Here is a 19458-nt window from a genome sequence, read left to right as displayed (position 1 = left end):
TTAAAAATGAAAAAAATAAAAAATCCGTTTGTTGAATGTGAAAACTATAATTGTTTCGGATGCAGTCCTCATCATCCCTTTGGTTTGAAAATGGAATTTTTTGAAGAAGGAGATGAAGTCATAGCATTTTGGGAACCTGATGATTTATATCAGGGCTGGAATAACATTTTACACGGTGGAATTCAGGCAACATTGATGGATGAAATTGCAAGTTGGATTGTATTTGTGAAACTGAAAACATCGGGAGTAACTTCAAAAATGGAAATAAAATTAAAAAAACCGGTTTTTACAAATAAAGGAAAGTTAACATTAAAAGCTTCAATTGCATGTGTGAATAAAAAAATTGCGAAAATAAATGTGTATTTATTTGATTCTGAAAATATTTTGTGTGCAGAATCCAATTTTTTTTATTATATTTACCCCCAGAATGTTGCAAAAGAAAAATTAATGTATCCGGGAATCGGAAAATTTTATGAATAAAATTTAGATTCAGATGAGAATTGGCTTTGATGCAAAACGTGCTTTTTTCAACCGCAGTGGCTTAGGAAGCTATAGCAGGAATACCATTCTGCAATTGAGCCGTTATTTCCCTGATAATAAATATTTCCTTTTTACTCCAAAATATAAGAAAAAGAATTTTAAATTAGAATCGGATAATGTACATGTATCAACTCCCGATAGTTTAACAGGAAAATTTTTTAATTCATACTGGAGAACTTTCCTGCTGGCAAATCAGGTTGAAAAAAATGGAATTGATATTTATCATGGCTTAAGCAACGAACTTCCTTCCGGAATAAAATCAAATAATGTAAAGAAAGTTGTTACTATACACGACTTGATTTTTATGCGTTATCCCGAATTTTACAAATTGATTGACAGAAATATTTACGAAAAAAAATTCAAATATAGCTGCGACTCTGCCGATAAAATATTTGCTGTGAGCAATCAGACAAAAGATGATATTCTGAATTTTTTCAAAACCGATGAAAATAAAATTTCGATTGTATATCAGGGCTGCGATAATATGTTTTTGAATGAAGTTAGTGAAGAGGAGAAAAACAAAATAATTAGAAAACATCATTTGCCGCAACATTACATACTTTACATCGGGACGATTGAAGAAAGAAAAAATCTTCTTAGTGTTGTAAGAGCCATAAAAGAAGGTAACCTCGATACTTATTTGGTAGTAATAGGAAAACCCACAAGTTATATCAGTAAAGTAAAACAATATATTTATGAAAATCGCATGGAAAGACAGGTTTTATTCCTGAACAATGTGAGAATTGAGGATTTACCTGCGATTTATCAGCTTGCTTATTTATTTATTTACCCTTCAATTTTTGAAGGTTTTGGAATTCCGATACTTGAAGCATTGTTTTCAAAAGTGCCTGTTATAACTTCAAAAGGCAGTTGTTTCAGTGAAGCCGGTGGTTCCAAAACAATTTACGTTGACCCCACCAATATTGAAGAAATTATTTATTCAATGAAAAAAATTCTTGACGATTCTCAATTGCGTGAAACAATGATAAATGAAGGACTAAATCATGCAATGAATTTTAAAGACGAAGTTGTTGCGGCTAACCTGATGAGAGAATATTCAAGTTTGTAGAAAATTAGTTTTTAGTTAGTTCTCTGCGAAGCTCTGCGTATAACTTTGCGCTACTCTGCGAGAAATTTTTGATATATAATCTTGAGTTAGTTTATAATTATTCTTCTTCCAACTTTATTTTGTACTTGGCAGCAAATTCCTTTTGTTTCTTTTCAAATTCAGTAAGTGCAGAGTTGAGCTTGTTGTCAATTTCTGAAGAGAGTTTTTCTATTTTTTTTTCTTCTGCAGTTCCGAAATTTGTTTCTGAAAGTTTATTAAGAGCAATAATTTTTGAATATTCATTTTCAAGCACCGATTTATAGATTTCAAATAGTTTTAACATCGCTTCTTTCAGTTCCCTTTCATCGTTAAAAGCATTAATTTTTCCTATTTTCTCAATTGATGTTAAAACCTGCTTCATTGCTTCCGAATATGCTTTATCCATTTTATCGGATTTGTAGTCGGCAAAAGTAGAATCAAGTAAATCAATTTTATCGGTAATGCGTAACTGATGTGCTACCAAAGAATCATTATATTTTGCTGCATCTTTTGAAGTTGAACTATTGCAGGAAAAAAATATTATAAACGCAAATGCACAATTTAGTGATATTAAAAGTTGTTTAAACATATTTGAAATTTTAGTTTATTAACTGCAAAAATAGTTAAAAAAAAATAATGCAGTTTATTTATTAACTTCGGTTAAATTAATTTAAATTTACAATTATTTAAAATATATAAATGAATAATGTATTGACAATTGCCGGCTTTGACCCAAGTGGAGGTGCGGGAATACTTGCAGACATTAAAACTTTTGAAGCGAATGAAGTTTATGGAATTGCAGCAGTTACAGCTTTAACTTATCAGAACGATATGGAATTTAACGGCTTGGAATGGATACCGGAAAAAAAAATAAAAAGACAAATTGAAACTGTGAGCAAACGATATAGCTTTAATTTCGTTAAAATAGGAATAATTGAAAATCTTGAAATACTTGATAACATAGTTGATTTTCTTAAATCAATAAATAAGAAAGTGAAAATAATATGGGACCCTGTTTTAAAAGCAAGTGCAGGATTTGAATTTCATAAAAACATTGATAAGATAAAATTAAAGGAAATATGTTCAAATATATATATGCTCACACCTAATTTAGAAGAGCTAATGAAAATGTTTCCGTCGGGAGATTACAAAGAAAATGCAAAAGAATTAAGCAGGGATTGTATCGTGTATCTTAAAAGTGCAATCGATAAAGAAGCTAAAAAAATAAGCGATTTAGTATTTTATAATCAAACAATTGATATATTTGAATCAGAAATAATAAATGGATTTGAAAAGCATGGCTCGGGGTGCGTTCTTTCATCTGCAATAACTGCAAATCTTGCTAAGGGTATGAGTTTGCATGAATCATGTAAAAAAGCGAAGGAATATATTACGATTTTTTTAAAAAGCAGTAGCGATTTATCGGGGAAACATTTTAAAATACAATAAGTTTGTTGTTTAAAATGTTTGTTGTTTGTAGTTAAATATAGTTATTTGATTTATTTTTTACTCTTATGAAAAATGATAAATTTATAACTGATGCAACGACAAACCACAAACTTTTTAAACGGTAATTATTATTACAAATAAATAAAAATAATAATATGTCAAGAGTAATACATTTGTCAGAAGCGGCGTCATTGGCAATTCACAGCATGGTGTTGATAGCAAGGTCAAAAAAAAATCTGAATGTTAATGCAATTGCGAATGTTACAGGAGCTTCCAGAAATCACCTTGCACGTGTTATGCTGCGACTTGTTAAAGCTGATTTTGTGAAATCCACACGCGGTCCTTCAGGTGGATTTGTATTAAATAAAAAACCTAAAGATATAACCTTACTTGACATTTATCAGTCGGTGGAGGGAGCAATTATTGAAGAAGGATGTCCGCTAAATCGTCCTATTTGTCCTAATGAACAATGCCTTATGGGAAATTTATTTAATAAACTTACCATTCAATTTAAGGAATATTTTAAACATCAAACACTGAAAGATTACATTTAAGAAAAAGTTTCATCATGGACTTTAATAATATTCATGAATTACTCCGGAATTTACTGAATACTCTTTTGCGAAAAAAGACAATTAATACTCCGCAATTAATCATTAGTGAAAAATTAATTGAACATAATTATAAATACTTTAAAAATTCTATCCTTTCCGGAAATGCACGAATATTTTATTCTGTAAAAGCAAATAATCACCCTTCAGTTATCAGAAAGCTTAAAAATTCGGGTTCGGGATTTGAAATTTCATCTTACGGCGAGCTGGAAATAATAAAAAAAGAAAATATAAAACCCGAATTGTTGATATACAGCAATCCTGTTAAAATACCTTTACATATTGCAAATGCTTACAAATATGGAATAAACAAATTTGCTTTTGACTCGGAAAATGAGCTAAAAAAAATTAAACAATATGCACCGATGTCAGGTGTTTTTGTCAGAATAAATGTTGCAAACGATGGCTCGGAATGGAAACTTACCGGTAAATTTGGTGCTCCGGCTGGTGAAGCAGTGGGTCTTTTAAAAAAATCTTTTGATTACAAACTCAATCCGATTGGAATTACTTTTCATGTGGGATGGAATAATAAAAGTAATACAGCTTGGGAAAAAGCTTTAAATACTTGTTATGAAATTTTAAAAGAGCTTAAAGAAAATAATATAAATCTTCATTTTATAGATATTGGCGGTGGTTTCCCAGCCCACAATGCAAATCAATATCAAAAACTTAAACAAATCGCAAAAATCATAAATCCATCATTGCAAAAAATTAAAAATAATTTTAATGTTGAAATATACACTGAACCGGGTTCTTTTATTGTTGCAAATTCAGGAGTTTTGCTTGTTAAAATTTTTGATATAATTGAAAGAAAAGGTAAAAGATGGGTATATGTGGATTCAGGCATAAGCCAGGGATTTTACTGGATACTTTCGGGATTGCAATACAATGTGATTTATCCTTATGAAATTTTAAAAAACAGAAAAATGCAGAAATATATTATCACAGGTCCCACATGCGATACACACGACATATTTACTAAACATGCACTTCTGCCTGAATATTTGAGTACGGATGATTATTTGATTATTTACCCTGCAGGAGCATACATTAATTCCGCCAAAGAATACAATGGGTTTTGTTACCCGAAAATAAAAGTTATAAGATGACAAAAATCATGATATTTGTTTAATAACTATTTTGAAAATTGTTAATGGGAATAATTCTTACCATAGGATATATTTTATTTTTCATCTTGCTCATTTATAAATGGAAATATTTTTACATTGAAGGATTATCGTATAAAATAATTATTGTTTTATTTCTGTTGAAAATATTTACTTGTTTCATACTCACAATCATTTATTCAAAGTATTATACCGAGCGTTCTGCTGCTGATATTTTCAAATATTTCGATGATAGTAAATATATTTATAATGCTTTATTCATTAATCCTGTTCATTATTTGCAATTAGTTTTCGGAATTAATTCTGATGCTGAATATTTGCAAGTTTATGTTCAAAAGACAGTTAATTGGCTTAATCAAACTGATTACTACCTTAAGATTACAAATCAAACAAACAATAATTTTTATGAATCAACCAGATTAATTACAAGAGTTAACGCTATATTTAGAATTTTTTCATTCGGTTATTATTATGTGCATTGTATTTTTATGATTTTTATTTCACTAATCGGACAATTTGCAATATTTAAAACATTTTATCCATTTTTAAAAACTAAAAAGAAAGAACTGATTTTATTTATTTTCATAACTCCATCCATACTATTATGGAGTTCAGGAATACTAAAAGAAAATATTGTTTTCTTAGGATTGGGGATTTTTATTTTTAATTTTTTTAAAATTATAAATAAAACTTTTAATTATAAAACATTTTTATATTTAGCCATTTCATTGTATATAATTTTTATTTCAAAATATTATATATTAATAGCTCTAATACCTTCATCATTTGCGGCTTTGCTTATAACATATACTAATAAAAAAGGAATGGGGATTAAATATTTAATTGTAAATTTATTTTTGCTTTTTATTTTTCTGAATTTTAGATTTATATTTCCATCAATAAATCCTTTGGAAAAAATTGCTGAAAAACAAAGAAACCTGATTCGAACTTCAAAAGGAGGAACTTATATTCTCAGAGAAAATAAAAACAAAAAAGACATCTTATATATAAGTTCTGAAAAGAATATAGCCAAAAATAATACTGATAATCATGTTTTAATTGCACTTGGCACCCCGTATAAATTATATATTAACGGTGAAGAACAAGCTGAAATTTCATATATAAAAAACGATTCGTCTAAATATAAAATCTTATTTACATCACAAAAAGCTGGAAGTTACATAGAAATTAAAAAATTAAAACCTACGATTTATAGTTTTGTAACTTCTATTCCGGGTTCATTAATAAATACATTTTTCAGACCTTTTGTTTTTGAATCCAAATCATTAATGATTTTATTTGCAGCAATTGAAAATTTATTCTTAATTTTATTTATTATAATTTGTTCTATTTTTAAAGAAAAAAATATTCAAAATAAAAATATTATGTTATTTTGCATAAACTTTTCAATTGTGCTTAATATATTAATTGGATTAACTAATCCGGTTCTTGGAACAATTGTAAGATTCAGGATTTTTTCAATTCTTTTACTTTTATTAGCTTCTTTAATAATACTTGATAGGGAAAAATTAAAAAATTATTTTAAATCATTATATGCTCGAATTTAGCTTGGTTTGCATATATGCGTTAGTATTTATTTATTTTATTTATAAAATAGATTTCTTCGGAATTAAAGGAATATCTAGACTATCAATATCTTTAATTTTCTTAATAAAGATTTTAATTGGGTTCTTATTAAGTTTAATCTATACTCATTATTATACCGACCGCTCAACAGCCGACATATACAGATATTTTGATGATAGCAAAATTATGTTTGATGCTTTCCACACAAACCCCAAGCATTTTTTACAGATGCTATTCGGAATAAATGACAATTCTCAGGAAATAATTCCTTATTACAAGCAAATGAATAACTGGTACAGACAATACGAAAGTATTATTTATAATGATAATCATTTAATGATTAGAGTAAATGCTGTTATAAGATTTTTTTCTTTCGGCTATTACGGAGTTCATAACGTTTTCATGAATTTTATTTCCTTAATCGGATTGGTTTATATTTACAAATCGTTTGTTGATATTTTTAAAGAAAAAAAGGGAATGCTTATAATTGCTGTTTTTTTTATTCCATCAGTTTTATTTTGGGGTTCAGGTGTTTTAAAAGAAGGACTGCTGTTTTTATTTTTAGGAATTTTTATTTATAACTTTTTGAAAATTACAGAAAAATATTCCGCTGCACCGGCAGTTTTTGTTTTTATTTCTCTTATGTTTTTACTGTTCTTGAAAACATACATTCTTGTTGCAATTCTTCCCGGAGCCATTGCATATTACTGGATAACAAAAACCGGAAATATAAAAATTGTTTTAAAGTATTTTTTGACTATTTTATTATTTATTATTTTTTTTGCAAGCATAAAGTTTGTGTTTCCTCAACTTGATTTTGCTAGAATATTGGCAAATAAACAGGAAAATTTTATCAATTTGTCGAAACACGTTCATTCAAAAAGTATAATAAAAATAGGTATTTTACAACCAAATATTTTAAGTATTTTAAAAAAATCTCCACACGCATTTTTGAACACATTATTTATGCCTGATATTTTTCAAATTAATTCAATATTTACTTTGCTTGCTGCTTTGGAAAATATTTTTATTGTTTTAATAATTTTTATATCAGTTATATATATGCAGAAAAATGTAAATTTGAATTTACTATTGTTCTTACTATCGTTTGTTATTATTTTATTCGTATTGATAGGATTGGTTACACCGGTTGCAGGAGCCATAGTAAGATACAAAGTTCCTGCTTTGCCTTTTCTTATGCTCGCATTGTTTATGATAACTGATAAAAACAAAATAATTTCAAAAATTAATTATACAGACACTTCTAATTAGTGTATGTCAATGAAGTCGAGAGTTTGGTTCAGAATGTCCGAGTTCGAGGCTTTCGAAGTTTTAAAATCAGGAGTTTACTGTAGTAAATGACTGGTTTTTAAAACGAGAGTAACGAAGAAATTGGACATTCTGGATAAACTCTAATTAAAAAATTATTAAATATGAGTAAAATTGTTTTCATTACAGGTACAACATCCGGATTTGGAAAATCATCTGCCTTTAAGTTTGCTGAAAGTAGTTACAATTTAATTATTACAGGCAGACGAAAAGAATTGCTGACAAAAGTTGCTGCTCAAATTAAAGAAAAATTTAATGTTAAAGTTTTAACTTTAAATTTTGATGTAAGAAATTTAAAAGAAGTTGAGAGTTCAATAAAATCAATACCTGCGGAATGGCAGAAAGTTGATATTTTGGTAAATAATGCCGGACTTTCTGCCGGACTTTCGCCGTTTGATGAGTGCGACATTGACGACTGGGAAAGAATGCTCGATACGAATATAAAAGGTTTGTTGTATGTTACAAAGTTTGTAGTTCCTTTTATGATAAAAAATAATTCAGGTCATATAATAAACATAAGTTCAATTGCCGGAAAAGATACTTATCAAAACGGAAATGTTTATTGCGCCAGCAAAAGTGCAGTTGACACTTTATCAAAAGCCATGAGAGTTGATTTGTTAAAATATAATATTAAAGTTACAAATATAAGTCCCGGTGCTGCCGAAACTGAATTTTCGCTTGTACGCTTTCATGGTGATAAAGAAAAAGCTGATAATGTTTACAAAGGATATACACCACTCACACCCGATGATGTTGCCGATACAATTTTTTATGCTGCTTCACGTCCTGCAAATGTTAATATTGCTGAAATTACCATTACTCCGCTTGCACAAGGAAGTGCATTTTATTATAATAAGAAGTTGTAAAAATGAGTTAAAAACAATTCCAATTAATCTGTGTAAATCTGTCTTATCTGTGTTCTATAAAAAAATAATTTATCTCTTGATATTCACTTTTTTCGTTGCTTGCACATCAGGTAAAAAGAAAAATAATAAAACAGTTTTCCGTTACAACGAATCTGCCGGAATTACTTCATTAGACCCTGCTTTTGCAAAAGACCAGTCAAATATATGGGCAATAAATCAACTTTATAACGGACTTGTTCAGTTTGATGACAACCTTAAAATCATTCCCTGCATTGCTAAATCGTGGAAAATTTCAAATGATGGATTAACATATACTTTTTATTTGAGAAATGATGTTTTTTTTCATGATAGCAAGGCATTCAAAAGTAGAAAGGGTAGGAGAGTGGTTGCATCTGATTTTGTTTTCAGCTTCAACAGAATTATTGACAACAAAATTGCATCACCGGGTGCATGGGTTTTTAATAATGTTAACAAAGAAAATAATCCTTTTACGGCAATTAACGATTCTGTTTTTCAGATAAAATTAAAACAGTTGTTTCCTCCATTTCTCGGTTTGCTTACAATGCAATATTGCTCAGTAGTTCCGAAAGAAGCAGTTGAATTATATGAAAACGACTTTCGAAGTAATCCTGTAGGTACTGGATCTTTCACGTTTAAAATGTGGGAAGAAGGCGAAAAACTTGTTCTCGTAAAAAATCCAAATTATTTTGAGTTTGACGGGAAACAACGTCTGCCTTACCTTGATGCAATTTCAGTTACATTTATTATCGACAAGCAAATTTCTTTTCTCGAATTTATAAAAGGTAATCTCGATTTTATTTCAGGAATTGAATCGAGCTATAAAGATGAACTCTTAACCAGAACAGGTGGGTTAAATCCAAAATATAAAGACAAATTTTATGTTTTATCACAGCCATACCTAAATACCGAATATCTTGCTTTTTTATTTAATGGAGATAAAACAAACCCTTTGCAAAATAAAGCAATCAGGCAAGCAATAAATTATGGTTTCGACAGAAAAAAAATGATAACATACTTGAGGAATAATATTGGAACTCCGGGATTATATGGATTTGTGCCTTTTGGAATGCCTTATTTCGAAACAAAAAAAATAAACGGTTATGATTATAATCCCGAAAAATCAAAACAATTATTACGCGAAGCGGGTTTTAAAAATGGAGAAGGACTTCCGGGAATTGCATTAAGCACAAATAATTCGTATCTCGAATTTTGCAAATATATTCAATCACAACTTTCGGAAATTGGAATAAAAATTAAAATAGATGTCAATCCACCGGCGACACACAGAAACATGGTTGCAAATTCAAAGCTTCTTTTTTTTCGCGGCTCATGGATTGCCGATTATGCCGATGCTGAAAATTATCTTTCTTTGTTTTACAGTAAAAACTTTTCGCCCAAAGGACCTAATACCACTCATTTCTCAGATAAAAAATTTGATGAACTTTTTGAAAAAGCACAAAAAGAAATTAACTACTCACTGAGAAACAAATACTATGAAGAAATGGATAATATAGTGATGCAGGAAGCTGCTGTTGTGGTTTTATATTACGACCGTGTTCTGCGTTTTGTACAAAATAATATTTCGGGATTAAATTGCAATCCTATGAATTTACTTAACCTGAAAAGAGTGAGAAAAAAATAATGAAGAGAAAAATTTTCTATTTAATCACCAAATCTTCAGGAATCCTTATTGTAAATTCCGAAATATTATTATTTTCATTAGTTTCAGGATATAAACTATTATAATTTACTTTTATTTTAAATTTATAAATGCCGTTTGAAATTTGATGAACAGCAGTTGTAGAAGGTTCATATATATCTCCGGGTTTAAAAAAAACATATTTGTTGGCTGTTGTGCCCGTCCAACTAAATCCGTTTGGAGCATCAACAGTTGTCCATATAGGCGTATTTTGGCAAAGTTTAATAGTTCCGATTCCTACATTTTTAATTTTAACTACTAACCAATATAATTGATTTGATTTTGTGAATTCGAAATGTGCCTCATCAACAATTAAATCACCCTTTACATCATTTGAAACATGAGGAATATTAATATCAATAGTTGCTGTATTATTTGTTTTATCAGATTCCTTAACCTGATTTGATTTATCTGAAATAAATTTTATAGTTTGTTTTGTTCCGTTTTGAAATGAAGCTTTAAACTGAATGGTTTTGGTTTGTTGCGGCATTAAAGTAATATTGTAACCTTCGTTGTAATCCGTAGTCAGCGGAGCATCAGCAGTTATAAGATAGTTGCCTAGTATGCTCGCAGGAAAATTCCCTGCATTTATAACTGTGGCATCAAAAATATAATTATTTGTATTTCCGCAGGAGGTTGCTGTATCTAATTTTGAGGTAACAGCAACAAACTTTAAATCGGGAAGACCTGTGAATTTATTTGATTCTATAACTTTAAAGTTTTGCGTGATTGTGTTGTTCTGCGTACTTGCTTCATCTAAAATTTTATTATAATCAAAACAAACTCTGATATTGTAATCACCGGCTTTAACTTCACCTGCTCCAAAGTAATTAAGCACATCAGTATCTTCTTCACCGGGTGCTAAAATTTTTTTCTGAGAAAGTGTTCTTCCTTTGTTAAATGGTCCATCTAAAATATTCCATTGAACTTTTGCAAGATTAATTAGTGCTGTTCCGATATTTTTATAATAAATACATAATCTAACGCTACTATGAGTGTAAATAGGTTGATTTGCCGAATATGCTTTATCTCCTGGATTTAAAACTAAAATTTCAACTTTCGATAATTCCATATCACCTTTAAATTGGGTATTTTGAATGGACTTAACCGGTTCTGTTTTTTTTATTTTAATACTCGGTTTTACCTGACAATAAACAATTACAGAGTAAAGTATTAATGCTGAAATAAAAATAATTTGTTTTTTCATATTTCAAAAAAATATTAATTATTTAAGATTATAAAGATAAAACTTTTTAATTTTATCAGTAAGTAATCATAAAATTTAATTTATTTATCATAAATAAACAATAAATAATGAACGTTCTCATATATTTGCGACTTTATATTTATGACTTTTTTTTCTTTCCCCCAATTAAATTATATTTGCCTAAATTTTCATTAAAGAAATTCATATAAAATGGACAGGAACACAATAATAGGAATTATTCTTATTGCCGGAGTGCTTATTGTTTCAAGCATATTAACACAACCTTCAAAAACAGAACTTGAAATAGCAAGAAGAAAGCAAGACTCTATCTACAAAGTAGAAAAGAAAAAAGCAGAAGAACAAAAAGCCACTGTAATGCTTGCTACAAAAGCTGACAGTGCTAAGGTTAAAAAAGCGGATACAGTAAAAGCAAATTCTGATACCGTAAAAACAGAAAAAGCAGAAGAAAATTCCGGCGTATTCGGCTCTGCTGCGAATGGCAAAGAAGAATTTATTACTATTGAAAACGATTTATTAAAACTTGAGTTTTCTAACAGAGGAGGAAAAATTTATTCTGTGCAATTAAAAAAATATAAGACATTTGAAGGGAAACCACTCATATTATTTGAAAATGATTCTCTCGGAATAAGCTTTTATTCAAACAACAGGAGCATAAATACCGATAAACTTTATTTTACTCCACAGTTAAAAGATAATCATATTACAGTTTCGGGAAATGATTCTGTAACATTTGCAATGCGACTGTTTCCCGATAGCAGCCAAACTAAATACATCGAATATGTTTATATAATTAAAGGCAATAGTTATGACCTTAAATTTAAAATTAATTTTTCGGGCATGAAAGATGTGATTGCTGAAAACTCTACATTTATTGACCTTAACTGGAGTACAGGTCTTTTGCCACAGGAAAAAAGCATTAAAAATGAAAGAATGTCGTCAACGGTATATTTCAAATATCTGAGTGATGAAGTAAATTATCTGTCGGAAACCAAAGCGGAACAGAAGGAACTTAAAACAAAAATAAAATGGATTGATTTCAAACAGCAGTTTTTCTCTTCAATTTTAATTGCCGATGAAAGTTTTGAAAGCGGCGAAGTACAGGTGTCATCTGATGATACTTCAAACAGCCGTCTTAAATATTTAAAAGCAACTCTTTCTATTCCCTTTAATTCGGAGAAAAAGGAAGTTGCATCAATGAGGTTTTATTTCGGACCAAATCATTATCAGACACTGAAAAAATATAATCTTGATTTCGAAAGAGTAATTCCTTTGGGTTGGAGTTTCTTTTTAATTGCGTGGATTAACAAAGGAGTGATTTTTGTTTTTAATTTTCTCGAAAATTTTAACATGAATTATGGATTGATTATTCTTGTTCTTACAATTCTTCTGAAAATATTGTTGTTCCCTATTGCTTATAAAACCTATATTTCTTCAGCCAAAATGAGAATATTGAAACCTGAAGTAGAGGAAATAAACCAGAAATTCCCGAAAAAGGAAGATGCAATGAAAAAGCAACAGGCAACAATGGCTCTATACAAAAAGGCAGGAGCAAACCCGATGTCGGGTTGTGTGCCGATGCTTCTGCAATTTCCCATACTTATTGCGATGTATCGTTTTTTCCCTGCATCAATTGAGCTAAGGCAAAAAGGATTTCTTTGGGCAGACGACCTTTCTACTTATGATTCGGTACTTTCGCTTCCTTTTACGATTCCGATGTATGGCAGTCACGTGAGTTTGTTTGCTCTGCTGATGACAATATCAACAGTAATTTATACAAAAATGAACAGCGATATGATGGGCGGTGCCTCGAGTAATCAGATGCCGGGAATGAAAACAATGATGTATATTATGCCGGTTATGTTTCTGCTTGCACTAAACAGTTTTTCTTCTGCTCTGAGTTATTATTATCTGCTTGCAAATCTTATAACTTTCGGGCAGCAAGCGATAATTAAAAAATATGTTGATGAAGATAAACTTCATAAGCAGATTCAGGAAAACAAAGCAAAAAATGTTACGGCGAAAAAATCGAAATTTCAACTGCGCCTCGAAGAAATGGCAAAACAAAGAGGTTACAGGATGAAGAAATAATTAGGATTAAGGATTTACGATTTTAAAAAGGCCTGCGAAACTCAGCGAGAAATTTTTATTAACATATTGATGAGTCAAGAAATTTCAAATATAACTTTCAATCAACTTAAAAAAAATCTAAAAAAAGATTTTTCCGGTTTTCCTGAAATTAAAATTGCTATACTTGGCGATTCTTCTACACAACTTCTCAATATTGCCTTAAAAGGTTTTGGTTATGAAGAAAAATTAAATCCGAATATTTTTGAAGCTGACTTTGCTCAGATCGAAAATCAGATTTATGATTATAATTCCGAACTTTATAAATTCAAGCCTGACTTCATTTTACTCTTTCAATCATCACAAAAACTTCTTGATGATTTTTATGGCTCGCACGATAAATCAAAATTTGCTGATTCTGTTATAAAAAAAGAAAAAGATTTCTGGAAAAATATAAATTCAAAAATCGCAACAGCAATAATTCATTGTAATTTCAATGAAATCAATGATTCTGTTTTTGGAAATTATGCAAATAAAACTGAAGAATCTTTTATTTACCAATTGAGAAAAATTAATTTTGAATTAATGAACATTTCCCGCAATTATGGAAATGTTTTTATTAACGATGTTTGCAGCTTGTACAATTTGCTTGGAGCAAAATTCTGTTTTGATGAGAAAAATTATGTTACTTCAAAAATAGTTTTCAGCGTTGATTTTCACCCTTATCTTGCAAAAAATATTATCGACATAATTAAAGCTGTAAAAGGAAGAATAAATAAATGTTTGATTCTTGATTTGGATAATACTTTGTGGGGAGGAGTTATCGGCGATGACGGAATGAATAATATTCAAATAGGTGATTTCGTAATAGGCAATGCATTTACCGATTTTCAGAAGTGGCTCAAGCAATTAAAAGAACGCGGGATAATTCTTGCAGTTTGCAGTAAAAATTATGAGGATATTGCAAAAGAACCATTTCTGAAACACCCGGATATGGTTCTGAAACTTGATGATATCGCAGTATTCGTTGCTAACTGGGAAAATAAAGTTGACAATATAAAATACATTAAATCAGTTTTGAATATTGGTTTTGATTCAATGGTTTTTATTGATGACTATTCTTTTGAAAGAAATATGGTTAGGAGTACACTTCCTGAAATTACTGTGCCCGAATTACCCGAAGACCCTTCAGAATATTTATCATATCTGAGAAATTTAAATTTATTTGAAACAGCAACACTTTCAGGAGAAGATACTAAAAGAACCCAACAATATCAGGAAGAAGCAAAAAGAATCGAATTGCAAAAAGGTTTTACAAATATTGATGAGTATCTTGAAAGTTTGGAAATGAAAGCAGTTGTGAAACCATTTGAGGATTTTTATGTTCCCCGAATAGCACAGCTTACCCAACGTTCAAATCAGTATAACCTGAGAACAATAAGGTATTCCGAAGAAGATATTTTTAAAATAATGAAGTCGGCTCAATACCTGACTTTGTTTGTTACTCTTGAAGATAAATTCGGTGATTATGGATTAATTAGTTTAATAATTTTAGAAAAAAAACAAGACATTTTCTTTATTGATACATGGCTTATGAGTTGCAGGGTTTTGAAACGCGGTGTTGAAAATTTGCTTTTAAACAAAATTGTTGATTTGGCAAAAGAAAACAATATAAAAAAAATTATAGGCGAATATATTACTACCCAAAAGAATGAGCTTGTGAAAGAACATTATAAAAATCTTGAGTTTATTCAAAAAAATAATTTGTGGGAACTTTTAGTAACCGATTATAAAAAACATAAATACTTTATTTCTGAAAAATAATTGCATTTTCTTCGTGTGACTTCGTGGTTTATTTTTTTTTAAAAATTACCACAAAGGACTCAAAGTATAGCACAAAGTAACACAAAGTATTTTGAGAAACTTTATCGCAAATAAAATTAGTAAAACTTTTTACAGGTTGGAATATTCGGGAATTTCTTTTAGAAAAAAATAATCGTTTTTTTCGTAATCCATAACACAGCAATAATGCTGCATTCCGTTTGTAACAATCAGATATTTTACTTTTAATGTCATGTTATATCTTGCAATCTGATCGAAAGTGTTTTGAGAAATTTCGACGGTTGGAGCTTTACATTCAATAATTACAAAAGGTTTGCCCGATTTATCGTAAACAAGTAAATCAAATCTTTTTATCAACTTGTTATATTTTACTGATTTTTCAATTGCTATAAGAGATTTAGGAAATTTTTTATCGTGAATCAAATATTGAACGAAGTTCTGTCTCACCCATTCTTCAGGGGTTAGCAAAATATATTTCTTTCGCAGAATATCAAAAATAAATGTTTCTGAACCAGTAGTTTTATAAATAAATTCGTATTCGGGAAGATTTAATTTTTGCATTTATAAATTTTAATTTGATTTTTTCATAAAATTAAATAATTTTACATGACTAAAACTATGTAAAGATGAAAATTTTATATTCTATAATAATTGTTTTTTATTTTCTTTTCGGTAGTGCGAAGTTCGTTTATTCACAAACTCCCCATAAGCATTATACAAAAAAGAGCACTCATTCCAAAAATATAAATACAAAAACCGATACTTTGAAAACCGATACTGTGAAGAAAGAAGTTGTTAAAGAACCTACATTGGAAGAAACGCGAGCATGGATTATTAATAAACTTAAAACTTTTAATCCATCAGTTATACACTTTAAAAGCAAAGACGGTTTTATTGTCTGCGATTGGAAAATAACTAATTTTTCATTTGATAATACAGACAAGCTTATTTTAATAACCACACCTGTTGAAAAATCAGCTTGTCCAAAGGATTTAATAATAACAGTTACGATTGATTTCACAAAACTCGACCCCACAAAAACTGTAGCAGTTGATAATCCTAAAAGCACTATAATTTTTAATCTTAATGACAACGACAGTGGATTTTCTCATGTTTTCAGCAATAACAGCTATGCAAACAAATTTAGCAATAAGATTTTTTCAATAACATTCAAATTCAGTAATGCAAGCTACGAGTATAATCTATCCTCTCGATTAGGAAAGGCATTTAACCGACTTATGAATCTGAAAGGTTCGGATGGACAAAAACCGAAAGAAGCGTTTTAGAAGTTGTTTAAAATTTAAACCGTTTGTAGTATAATTTTTTTTATTGTTAATCTTAATCTTATGTCTCTGAAGTTCAATATGCATGACTTTAAACTGTAGACATTAAACTTTAAACAATACTATGATTTTTTTCTTGCAAGCAATAAATTTGAATTACGCCCGTAACCAATTCGGAAGTAAAGCGGTTTTGAATTTTCGGTATAAGCTTGTTTTAGGTCTTCTTCGAGGTCATTTTTAAATAATTTTATTGGTTCGGTGTATGTTCCGTATAACTGAATATTCCAATCATTTTTATTAAAAAAATGAAATCCTATTCCGGAGTCATCCTGTAAAATATATTTACTTTTACTTAGTATGGTACTCCTTATCATTGAAAACCAACTTTTATGCATGAGATATGAAGCAGATTTGATAAAGGTTGTAACTCCATTATCAATTTTGTCAAGAAATAATTTAGCTTTTTTATTGTTTGTTAATCCCTCATTTGAAAGGTTAATTGAAAAATAATAAACCTGTTTCAGAGAATCGGTATTTTTTGTTTTAAAAGAAATTTCAACACCTTTGTTATTACCTTTTTGTTTTTTAAATCCTGTAAAATCGTTAAGATATGCTATGTTTCCATCATTATTGATTTCAACGGGTTTAATATTTGTAATTTCATTGTTTGTTCTTGCAAGGAAGAGCATAATAATCTGAATTGTTCCGTCTATGTCCTGATTATTCAATTCGTAGCTCATGTCTTTTGTTTTAAAAAAACTCAGGCATAATGCATCATTTATTGTTTGTGTTAATAGCTCCAGATATGATTTCAGAGAATCTTTGCCAAAAGTTTCAGGGCTAGGTATAGTGCCAACAGGCTCCAAGCCAATCATTATATATTTTTTTGCATTTGGAAAAAAGGTGAAAGCATGCAAAATATCAGGACCGCTAAACGGATAAAAAATAATTTGACTGTTCTTTTCAACATCGCTCAATTCCTTGTTACTCCAGCTTCGAATTACTGTTGTCTTTTTTGAATGGAAATCCGTCCATTTATAATTAGAAATAGCAAAGTATTTTTTCCATACCGGATTACTGCAGAGGTTTGAAAGACCACCGTTACTGTCAGGTTTCATTCCTGCAAGATATTTTGCAATATCGTCGTAATTTTTATTGATTTCAATTGGTTTTGATTTATTATTAACTGCCAACTGTGCACTGTCTTTAGATTTGTTTTCTAACGGTTTTTCTTTGGGCTTTTCATTATTGCAGGAAAAGAATACTAATAAAGCAAAAGCCACAATAATCGTCTGTATGCTTTTAAAATAATTTGTCTTCATAATAATATCAGTTCTCTTTTTTTAGTTTTATTTTACTTAAATAATAAAAAATCAATCCGCTTAAAACTGTACCAAAGCCAGCTATTGCCGGATTTTTAATAAAATCAATAAACGAATTTAAAGGTGCCATCAATAATATTCTTACAAGTATCCATAATAAAATTATTAAAAAAATAATCGGAGTAACTGGATATCCTAAAGTTTTATAAGGTCTGTCGGTATTCTTGAATTTATATCTGTGAACGAACAATCCGAGTACTGTGAGAAATGTAAAAAGATTTAAAGTAAAACCTATATAAGTGATGACAGTTGAAAAAGTGGATGTAAGAATAAAAAACAAACTTATGATAAACTGCAATGCAATTGCATAAACCGGAATTCCTTTCAGATTTTTTATTGAAAGAAATTTTATTGAAGGGATATCTTCACCCATAACTTGCGTAACGCGCGGTCCCACAAATATCATCGAACTAATTGAAGAAATAAGTAAAATGGAAATCATTGCTCCCATAATTCTTCCTCCAAAAGCACCAAAGATATTATTTGCAGATATAAATCCGATTTCTTTTTGATTTACTAATTCACTTACAGGTGATGAATATAAAAAAATATAATTCAGAAAAACATATAAAACAGTAACGAGCAAAGTTCCTGTGAGCAAAGAACGTGGTAATTTTTTCTGCGGCTCGTTAATTTCACCTGCAATATAAGCAGAAGCATTCCATCCGGAATAAGCGTAAGAAATAAAAACAAGAGATACTGCAAATGAAGAACTGAATATGCTGGTTAATGATGAAGAAGTTGGCATTACTGAAAATTTTTGCGACTCAGGTGTTAAAAAAAAGCCGGAAAAGATAAAAACAAGAATTAATAAAATTTCAAGTATTGTAAAAATATTCTGAAACCTGCTTCCAAGATAAATTCCGATACTATGAACAGTTGTTATTAAGATAAGTACTGAAATTGCCAGCAAAACAGGTGATAATACCGGAAATATACTTTTTGCATATCCGCCAAAAAGTATGCATGTAGCAGCAACTGGAGCGGCAAAACCTACTGTAACTGATACCCAACCGGAAAGAAATCCAACTGCCGGATGATATATTTTTGATAAATAATGATATTCGCCTCCCGAACGTGGCATTGCAGCACCTAATTCACCATAACATAATGCTCCGCAAAGTGCCATTAATCCACCTATTATCCACAACAGCATGATTGAAAACATATCATGTATGCCGGCAAGTTGATAACCAAGCGAGCCAAAAACTCCTCCACCAATCATGTTTGCAACTACAAAAGATGTTGATGTTACAATTCCAATTCTTGCTAATAATCCCTTTGATAACATTTATTCTCCGGCAGGTTTTTAAAAATCGCTGCAAAGTAACAAAAATTAAAAG

17 protein-coding genes are annotated in these 19458 nt (G+C 29.7%); 12 read left to right on the top strand and 5 right to left on the bottom strand.

Features of this window, described 5'->3' with window-relative positions; genetic code table 11:
- Window positions 1-6 precede the first annotated feature (6 nt).
- Both WC223_04585 and WC223_04580 read left to right on the top strand, forming a co-directional pair.
- Complete coding sequence (locus tag WC223_04585; GenBank protein MFA6923512.1) at window positions 7-480, top strand: PaaI family thioesterase; 474 nt, start codon at window positions 7-9, stop codon at window positions 478-480.
- 13 nt (window positions 481-493) lie between these two features.
- On the top strand, window positions 494-1609 hold the full coding sequence (locus WC223_04580; GenBank protein ID MFA6923511.1) for a glycosyltransferase family 1 protein: 1116 nt from the start codon (window positions 494-496) through the stop codon (window positions 1607-1609).
- Window positions 1610-1706: 97 nt separating this feature from the next.
- Here WC223_04580 and WC223_04575 read toward each other — a convergent pair whose 3' ends face one another.
- Window positions 1707-2216, bottom strand: a complete 510-nt coding sequence (locus WC223_04575) for a hypothetical protein (GenBank protein MFA6923510.1) — start codon at window positions 2214-2216, stop codon at window positions 1707-1709.
- Window positions 2217-2326: 110 nt separating this feature from the next.
- Between WC223_04575 and WC223_04570 the strand changes: the two genes are divergently transcribed.
- The 7 genes from WC223_04570 (at window position 2327) to WC223_04540 (ending at window position 10259) form a co-directional block, all read left to right on the top strand.
- A complete protein-coding gene (locus WC223_04570; protein ID MFA6923509.1) occupies window positions 2327-3076 on the top strand; it encodes a hydroxymethylpyrimidine/phosphomethylpyrimidine kinase in 750 nt (249 codons plus the stop codon).
- A 155-nt stretch (window positions 3077-3231) separates the two neighbouring features.
- The gene (locus WC223_04565) at window positions 3232-3630 is read left to right on the top strand and encodes an Rrf2 family transcriptional regulator (protein ID MFA6923508.1); all 399 of its coding nucleotides are present in this window, start codon (window positions 3232-3234) and stop codon (window positions 3628-3630) included.
- 14 nt (window positions 3631-3644) lie between these two features.
- A complete protein-coding gene (locus tag WC223_04560) occupies window positions 3645-4796 on the top strand; it encodes a hypothetical protein (protein ID MFA6923507.1) in 1152 nt (383 codons plus the stop codon).
- Between the two features lie 44 nt (window positions 4797-4840).
- Window positions 4841-6382 carry a hypothetical protein gene (locus WC223_04555; protein ID MFA6923506.1) on the top strand — a complete coding sequence of 514 codons (1542 nt, stop codon included), beginning with the start codon at window positions 4841-4843 and terminating at the stop codon, window positions 6380-6382.
- Entirely contained in the window at window positions 6369-7673 is a 1305-nt protein-coding gene (locus WC223_04550) for a hypothetical protein (protein ID MFA6923505.1), read from the top strand. Before WC223_04555 ends, WC223_04550 begins: the two co-directional genes overlap by 14 nt.
- Before the next feature lie 161 nt (window positions 7674-7834).
- Window positions 7835-8596: an SDR family oxidoreductase gene (locus WC223_04545; GenBank protein ID MFA6923504.1), complete on the top strand. Its 762-nt coding sequence runs from the start codon at window positions 7835-7837 to the stop codon at window positions 8594-8596.
- A 76-nt stretch (window positions 8597-8672) separates the two neighbouring features.
- Entirely contained in the window at window positions 8673-10259 is a 1587-nt protein-coding gene (locus tag WC223_04540; GenBank protein ID MFA6923503.1) for an ABC transporter substrate-binding protein, read from the top strand.
- 16 nt (window positions 10260-10275) lie between these two features.
- On the opposite strand, the gene WC223_04535 is transcribed toward WC223_04540, so the two are convergent.
- Complete coding sequence (locus WC223_04535; GenBank protein ID MFA6923502.1) at window positions 10276-11523, bottom strand: CARDB domain-containing protein; 1248 nt, start codon at window positions 11521-11523, stop codon at window positions 10276-10278.
- Window positions 11524-11733: 210 nt separating this feature from the next.
- Between WC223_04535 and yidC the strand changes: the two genes are divergently transcribed.
- Window positions 11734-13632 (top strand): membrane protein insertase YidC, encoded by a 1899-nt coding sequence (gene yidC, locus WC223_04530; protein ID MFA6923501.1) that lies wholly within the window; start codon window positions 11734-11736, stop codon window positions 13630-13632.
- A gap of 69 nt (window positions 13633-13701) precedes the next feature.
- On the top strand, window positions 13702-15432 hold the full coding sequence (locus WC223_04525; protein ID MFA6923500.1) for an HAD-IIIC family phosphatase: 1731 nt from the start codon (window positions 13702-13704) through the stop codon (window positions 15430-15432).
- 129 nt (window positions 15433-15561) lie between these two features.
- On the opposite strand, the gene WC223_04520 is transcribed toward WC223_04525, so the two are convergent.
- The gene (locus WC223_04520) at window positions 15562-16011 is read right to left on the bottom strand and encodes a type I restriction enzyme HsdR N-terminal domain-containing protein (protein ID MFA6923499.1); all 450 of its coding nucleotides are present in this window, start codon (window positions 16009-16011) and stop codon (window positions 15562-15564) included.
- A gap of 65 nt (window positions 16012-16076) precedes the next feature.
- Here WC223_04520 and WC223_04515 point away from each other — a divergent pair, with 65 nt between their 5' ends.
- Window positions 16077-16736, top strand: coding sequence for a hypothetical protein (locus WC223_04515; protein MFA6923498.1), 660 nt, complete (start codon window positions 16077-16079; stop codon window positions 16734-16736).
- Between the two features lie 119 nt (window positions 16737-16855).
- Here the strand turns inward: WC223_04515 and WC223_04510 are convergent, their stop codons facing one another.
- On the bottom strand, window positions 16856-18055 hold the full coding sequence (locus tag WC223_04510) for a hypothetical protein (protein ID MFA6923497.1): 1200 nt from the start codon (window positions 18053-18055) through the stop codon (window positions 16856-16858).
- Between the two features lie 7 nt (window positions 18056-18062).
- Complete coding sequence (locus WC223_04505; protein ID MFA6923496.1) at window positions 18063-19406, bottom strand: amino acid permease; 1344 nt, start codon at window positions 19404-19406, stop codon at window positions 18063-18065.
- Window positions 19407-19458: the final 52 nt, after the last annotated feature.

Source organism: Bacteroidales bacterium (genome assembly GCA_041671145.1).
Classification (GTDB): domain Bacteria; phylum Bacteroidota; class Bacteroidia; order Bacteroidales; family JAHJDW01; genus JAQUPB01.
Note: the sequence above shows the minus strand (reverse complement) of the source record. Positions and strands in the feature narration are given on the sequence as shown.